This is a genomic window from Candidatus Bathyarchaeota archaeon (assembly GCA_018396705.1).
Classification (GTDB): Archaea; Thermoproteota; Bathyarchaeia; order Bathyarchaeales; family Bathycorpusculaceae; genus DRVP01.
The window spans coordinates 233,435-240,134 of sequence record JAGTQZ010000003.1 but is presented as its reverse complement, the minus strand read 5'-3'; the positions used below and the strand labels follow the sequence as shown (position 1 = coordinate 240,134).

The following is a 6,700-nucleotide window of genomic DNA, read 5'->3' as shown; positions in this document are numbered from 1 at the left end:
ACCGTAGCCACAACATAGGCCTTAACAGCTTCCACCATTTGATCCGCCTCCCATCAACATTTTATTGACAGATAAGCTTAAAACACTTAGCATGAGAAGCTTCGTATACCCTTAGACATATTGGAAGTAACCAAGCAGACATGATTAATAATTAATCTAAGAAATCCATTTGAGTGCAGAGGAACGGGCGCAAGCTTAAAGTGAAATGCCGCGATAATATTTATGGTGTAGTTATGGTTGTTGATATGGAAACCGCCTCGAGGATTCTTAGGCGTGTTCCCGACAATAATGGTTTCTTCTTCTTTACGGGTCTAGGCCAGTATATTGGAGTTTATGCCACTAGCCTGGCTGATTTCTGCCAAAAACTTAAAACAGTAGATTTAAAATCTGTGGAGTTTCACTCTAAACGCGGGGACTTTGAAAATTGGATCAGGACAACTATAGGGGACGCTTACCTAGCAAATGAAGTTAAAAAAGTTGAAAGAAATTTCAACAGGGAGCAACTTAGAGCAATGCTAATCCGAGTCGTGGAAGCACGCGTAAACGAGCTCAGAAAAATCTTAGCCACGAATGAAACAAGCATCAGAAGAATGTAAATCCAGAATCCCACGCCTTGCACCAGCCCCCTCTTTTTATTCGACAATGCTGAGAAACTCACACAAATTCCAAATATTCTTTTAGACGTTATTAAGAGAGAACAATATGGCGGGGCCTCGGTGTTTAGTAGGCGTAAAGTTTTCCATATGGTCTAGTTGAGTGCGGAATCAGTTTTTTAAATTCTTTTAGGGGTATGGTGTCAACGTCGAGGTTGAAGTGGTTGCAAAACTCCTCGATGATGGGCCTAAGCACGGCCACATCATCTTTTTCGATCTCTGTGACCTTTACCTCCTTTCCCGTATGTGATAGTTGTCCCCTGAAATATATTATGCCACCATGCATTCCCGTGCCCACAAATTTAGCTTTACATGTTTCCCTGTCTTTCAACGTTAGTCCTAAAACGACTAAAATTCCTCCAGCCATATACTCTCCTAAAAAGTCTTGAACTGTGCCTCCAATTACGAGGATAGGCTTCTGATTGCCATATTCTTTCATGTGTATGCCAACTCTGTATCCTGCATCATCACGAATGAAGATTTTGCCACCTCGCATAGAATACCCGACTATATCTCCTGCGCGTCCGTAAACAACAACTTTTCCATTGTTCATGGTGTTTCCAACGCCATCCTGTGCGTCGCCATGGACGTAAATTGTGGGGCCGTCCATGAAGGCTGCAAGGTCGTTGCCAGGTGTTCCGTACAGGTGAAGTTCAATGTTACTTTTAAGGCCTGTGCCTATGTATCTTTGTCCATCAACGTTGTAGATATCTATCCTCCTAACAGAGTTACTATTGGATTTTATTAAAAAGTTTAAGTCTCTATAGTGCATACCCTCAGCATTTATAATTGCCACATCATCCCTGATAGAGTCTTGCTCTAAACGTTTAGAGGGCTTCATTTCTCATTCACCAGCCATTTTTATTCCTAGAATCTTAAGTTCAGTGTCCGTCAATCCCACGCCGCGGAGTTGTGAACGGTTGCCGCGGAGACTTTCAATAGAGTTTATACCCATGCCGCCCATCATTTCTTTGATCTCAAGACTCCACGCCTGCAAAAGGTTAACAAGTCTTCTTGCGGCGATGTCTGGATTGACACGCTTAGAAATCCATGGATCCGTAGTTGCTATGCCCCATGGACATTTTCCTGTGTAACATTTCTGGCATAAGGTACAGCCGATGGCTACCAAGGCAGCCGTGCCAATGTAAACAGCGTCTGCTCCTAAGGCAATCGCCTTTACAATGTCGGCGCTGCCTCTTATACCCCCAGACACTATTATGGACGTCTTGTTGCGAATGCCCTCCTCTCTTAGGCGTTGATCCACCGAAGCTAAAGCCAACTCTATGGGGATGCCCACGTTATCCCTAATGACTTTAGGCGCCGCACCGGTTGAGCCTCTAACTCCATCAAGAACGATGAAGTCGGCCCCAGCTCGAACCATGCCACTTGCGATGGCGGCAGAGTTATGCACAGCGGCTATCTTGACGCCCACAGGCTTGATATAGTCTGTTGCCTCTTTCAAGGCATAGATCAGTTGATGCAAATCTTCAATTGAGTATATGTCATGATGAGGTGCTGGCGATAAAGCATCCGTTCCTACTGGAATCATGCGTGTTCTGGATATCTCCACTGTGACTTTCTCCCCGGGAAGATGGCCGCCTATTCCTGGCTTGGCGCCCTGCCCAATTTTAATTTCTATCGCTGCACCCACATTCAAATAGTCTAAGCTGACACCGAAACGTCCCGAAGCCACCTGAACAATTATGTGATCCCCATACTTGTATAGCCGTTTGTCTAAACCACCTTCTCCAGTATTCATTAAAGTGCCGAACTGCGCAGCGGCCCGAGCCAATGCTAAATGAACGTTGAAACTTACAGCTCCATAGGACATTGCTGCAAAGAGAATTGGAGTTTCAACACACAGTTGAGGCGACAACTTCGTTTTTAATACTACGTCACCGTTTTCCAATTCAAGTTCAAGCTTATCAGGTTTCGGGCCTAAAAATGTTCTAAGCTCCATAGGTTCTCTCAGAGGGTCTATTGATGGATTAGTCACTTGGCTGGCATTGAGGAGAATTTTATCCCAATAAGTGTAATGAGGCTTATCACATCCCATACCTGTTAAAATTACCCCGCCACTTTCAGCCTGTTTCTTGATTGCTGTTATTACCTCTTGGGTCCAATGCCAGTTTTCGGTGTATCGCGTCGTGTTTCTCTTTATAGTTATCGCTTTCGTAGGACAGAATACCACACAACGATGGCAGTTTACACAATTTTCGTCACGACTCCGGATAACGTCGTCTTCAGGGTCATAATAGTGCGTATCGTAGGTACACTGGTTTATGCAGACCTTACATCGTATGCACTTTTGGTCGTCTCGCTCGACAATAAATTCTGGCTCTATATAGCTCTTGATCTTCCCACCTCAGGGGCCACGATTTCCGGGGCTCTTATTGTTTTAAGCCTACCAATTACGAGTTCGCCTCCACGGGGGCTCCAAACTTTATCCAAATTGGGTGCAACTGCCCGTATGGCGGATTCTTCGGAAGACAAAAAGAGCAAATCGCCCTTAATGCCTGCTGTAAGCGGTCTTAGCTTTATGCGGTCTGTTAAACCAATCATTTCTCCTGTGCGGGCTGCGATTATGGTGAACGGCCCATTCATGAGTAAGCTGCCGTAGCATTGGCGTAACGCTGTGTATACCTCTTTTTTGCTTGGTTCCATAGTGTCGATTTCGATCCATAAAGGCGGAGCCAATATTTTGGCGGCGACTTCCATTGGCAACTTATGCCTCCTTACCAGCAAGTCTAATGCGTAAACCATGACTTCCGTGTCTGTCTGCATTGTGCAGTGGTAACCGTACATTTCGAGGAATCTCCTGTTGGCTCCATAGCTTGAAAGTTCCCCGTTATGCACAACTACCCAGTCAAGGATGCTAAATGGGTGAGCACCGCCCCACCAGCCTGGAGTATTTGTTGGAAACCTCCCGTGACAGACCCACAAGTAACCTTCGTATTCATCTAGGCAGAAATACTCGGCAATATCCTCTGGAAAGCCTACACCCTTAAATACGCCCATGTTTTTTCCGCTGGAGAATACAAAAGCGCCATCTGACTCGGTATTGATCCTCATAACGTTATAAAACACATATTCATCGTCTTGTTGACCTTTGACAGCGCTCTTCTTTGGCTGGAGGAAATATCGCCAAATAAGAGGAGGGTTCCAAACGTTCGCTTTTGGATTAGTGGGCATTTCTTCAGCTTCGACAACGTCAAAGTTTTGTGATAAAAGCCTCTCCACTTTTTCTTTGGCTTCCGTATTCAAATACATTATGTGGAATGCATAGTCATCCTTATGTTCAGGATAAAGCCCGTAAATGGCAAAGCCCCCGCCAAGACCATTTCCCCTTTCACGCATATTTGAGATGGCTTTAATGGGGTCCTTTGACCCAAAACATCTCCCAGTAAGGTCCATCATACCGAAAAGCCCACAAGCATCGATGACTTTGTCGTCATTGTAAGGATTATTTAGGAGAGTAGTGAAATTCATTACAAACCTCCCAGATGAGTTGTTTTCTTAGAGTTTCAGGCAGAGACGCTAAACTGAAATTATCGGCTATGAGTTTGTGTTTGAAATCCTCAACGTTAACTTTATTTTTCATAAGGTGGAAAATCACACCAGCTCTTTCAACGTCTCCAACAAGTGTCATACCCATGATTTTTCCACTTTTAAGCATAATTTTCCTGTAAATCCTCCTTTTTTGGTCATGGAAAACCAGCGTTTCATAACCTTCAGAATCTCCGCTTTGAGTAGTTAAACCAACAGAAATTATTGGAACCCCGAAATGGTTGAGAGCGGTCATAGATGCCACACCTGGATATTCAAGTTTTAGCCCAGCCATGTTATATCCTGCAACTCTACCGCTGATTCTGGCCAATGGCCACAGTGCAAGAACTCGTTGTTTTCCAACGACGAAGTCGTATGTTTCAGCTACATCGCCACAAGCGTAGACATCAGGAATGTTGGTTCGCGTAAATCTATCGGTCAGAACCCCATTGTTGATTTTCAATTCAGTGTTGATAACAAGCTCCGTTCTTGGGACAACACCAACAGCAAACACAACTAAATCACATTCTATTGCACTTCCATCATCAAGAAGGACACCGCCAACCATGTCGTCGTTATCCTTTCTCCCTAGAATACGTTGAACTGTACGACCTTTAACTATGCACACACCTTCTTTTCGCATTGCTTCCTCAAGGATTCCCGCAGCCTTTTGATCAAGCACTTGATTGAGAACACGGTCTCTTCGTCCAATAAGGGTGACCTTTAATCCAAGCTTAGCTAACGCTTCTGTGACTGTTATACCGATGAGGCCTACACCTACGACGACTGCCTTTTGCGCCTTGATAGCATAAACAGTCTCTCTGATATGTTCAGCATCAGCTATTCTCGTAAACGTGTATACGCCCTTTTTTGTTACGCCTTCAATGTTTGGTATGATCGGCTTACTTCCCGTCGCTATCAGAAGTTTGTCAAAACCGATTTTTTCAGCATCTTCAAGCTCAATTTCTTTCCTGGTCAAGTCAAGTTTAACAGCCTTCTTCCCAAGGAACAGCTGAACTTTTTGTTTTTCCCAGAAATTCTTTGATGGAAAAATCATGTTCTCTAGGTTCACTTCTCCACTGAGGTATTTACCTATCATTGGACGCGAATAAGCAGGAATGGGTTCTTCGCTTATCACAGCAATATCTCCCACGGGGTCTAATTCCCTTATGGCTTCAACAGCACCTACCGCTCCAGCTGAGCAGCCTATGATCACATACTTAACCATCAACCTATCTCTCCTCAAGGGTTAAAGCCTCATTAGGACAGAACTTCACACAAGCAGGTATTTCCGATCCTTGGCATAGGTCACATTTGATCACAGTTTCGCTGTTGTTTGGGTTTATTCTAACGGCGCCGATGGGACAAACCATGACGCATGTCAAACATCCAATGCATCTTTCTTCATCATGTATTACTGATCCTGTTTTCTCGTCAACGTGCATTGCACCCGATAGGCATGCAGAAACACATAAAGGGTCACGACAGCTCTTACATTGAACTGGAAAAGATACCGGCTTTTCTTGGAGCAGTTTAATGCGGCTGACTGGTTTGGGCGTTTCTCTCTTAAATGCCTTGAGAAGATCTCTGGACTTTGAATGCTGAACTGCACAGTAGACTTCGCACAATCCACAGCCCATGCAGAGTTCTTCATTGACGTAGACTCTCTTCATAACTGTTTCACTGTTGTTCTTGGCAATAGGTTGCCTATTACCTACACTTTTCTAATATATAAACATTATTAGAGGTTCTCGATAACTGAGTGGTAACTATTTAATAGCGCCCGGTATTATGTGAGTTTCTATTGTAGTTTAGCAACTTAATTGGCGCCATTAGTTTTATGGCGTAGTCCTTGAATTCTGGATCAAGGTATGGTGTTTTAACTTCTATTCCAACTGCTTTTCCTATGAGAACCGATGAGAAAACCATTGTATCCCAAATCTTATGCAACTCTAACTCTCTGCTGTTCCATTTAAAGAGCCATGGATACCCGCCATAAGTTCGTCGAGAGCGTCTCCAGTCATGACGCTTTTTACTCCGTTGTCTTTAGCAAGCTTCAATCCAATGTATATTGTGGAGCTGTTTCAAACCTCCATAGGGTCAAATACTTGTAAAGTTTTTATGACAAAGCGGGCAGCTTCGTAGAGTTCTTCCTCGGTTAATAAGTGCATATAATGCGGCAGATTCAGCCTTTCTGCCATAATCCTAGCGTGTTCAATATCTGGCGCTGGTGCCCTTTGAAAAGCACACGTGAATGCCTTTTGGCGAATATACTTTGAAGCCACAACCGCCAAGATGCTTGTGTCTAGGCCTCCTGAGAGAGCACCCTTTTTTATCTTCTTCTTTATTAGAAGATCGTTTTGCATTCCATAACTTAACCGACTTAACTTTCACATAATTTCAATGTTTGGGTTCCATATTCTCGAAATGCTTAAATTCATGTTGGCAATAGGTTACCTATGTCCTAAAATCGGGCTTGAGGGTTTAATGTGTCACCCCAA

8 protein-coding genes are annotated in these 6,700 nt (G+C 43.9%); 1 reads left to right on the top strand and 7 read right to left on the bottom strand.

Annotated elements, in window-relative coordinates; genetic code table 11:
* The first annotated feature begins 233 nt into the window (after window positions 1-233).
* Entirely contained in the window at window positions 234-596 is a 363-nt protein-coding gene (locus KEJ24_03810) for a hypothetical protein (protein MBS7646943.1), read from the top strand.
* 124 nt (window positions 597-720) lie between these two features.
* Here the strand turns inward: KEJ24_03810 and KEJ24_03805 are convergent, their stop codons facing one another.
* The 7 genes from KEJ24_03805 to KEJ24_03775 form a co-directional block, all read right to left on the bottom strand.
* Complete coding sequence (locus KEJ24_03805) at window positions 721-1,494, bottom strand: hypothetical protein (protein MBS7646942.1); 774 nt, start codon at window positions 1,492-1,494, stop codon at window positions 721-723.
* Between the two features lie 3 nt (window positions 1,495-1,497).
* Window positions 1,498-3,009, bottom strand: a complete 1,512-nt coding sequence (locus KEJ24_03800; protein ID MBS7646941.1) for a 4Fe-4S dicluster domain-containing protein — start codon at window positions 3,007-3,009, stop codon at window positions 1,498-1,500.
* Window positions 2,994-4,142: a glutamine amidotransferase family protein gene (locus KEJ24_03795; GenBank protein MBS7646940.1), complete on the bottom strand. Its 1,149-nt coding sequence runs from the start codon at window positions 4,140-4,142 to the stop codon at window positions 2,994-2,996. The genes KEJ24_03800 and KEJ24_03795 overlap by 16 nt, the downstream gene beginning before the upstream one ends.
* Window positions 4,117-5,427, bottom strand: coding sequence for an NAD(P)/FAD-dependent oxidoreductase (locus tag KEJ24_03790; GenBank protein MBS7646939.1), 1,311 nt, complete (start codon window positions 5,425-5,427; stop codon window positions 4,117-4,119). Before KEJ24_03790 ends, KEJ24_03795 begins: the two co-directional genes overlap by 26 nt.
* 4 nt (window positions 5,428-5,431) lie before the next feature.
* Window positions 5,432-5,872 (bottom strand): 4Fe-4S dicluster domain-containing protein, encoded by a 441-nt coding sequence (locus tag KEJ24_03785; protein MBS7646938.1) that lies wholly within the window; start codon window positions 5,870-5,872, stop codon window positions 5,432-5,434.
* A 100-nt stretch (window positions 5,873-5,972) separates the two neighbouring features.
* The gene (locus tag KEJ24_03780) at window positions 5,973-6,149 is read right to left on the bottom strand and encodes a hypothetical protein (GenBank protein MBS7646937.1); all 177 of its coding nucleotides are present in this window, start codon (window positions 6,147-6,149) and stop codon (window positions 5,973-5,975) included.
* A 134-nt stretch (window positions 6,150-6,283) separates the two neighbouring features.
* Window positions 6,284-6,565, bottom strand: a complete 282-nt coding sequence (locus KEJ24_03775; protein ID MBS7646936.1) for a hypothetical protein — start codon at window positions 6,563-6,565, stop codon at window positions 6,284-6,286.
* Window positions 6,566-6,700: the final 135 nt, after the last annotated feature.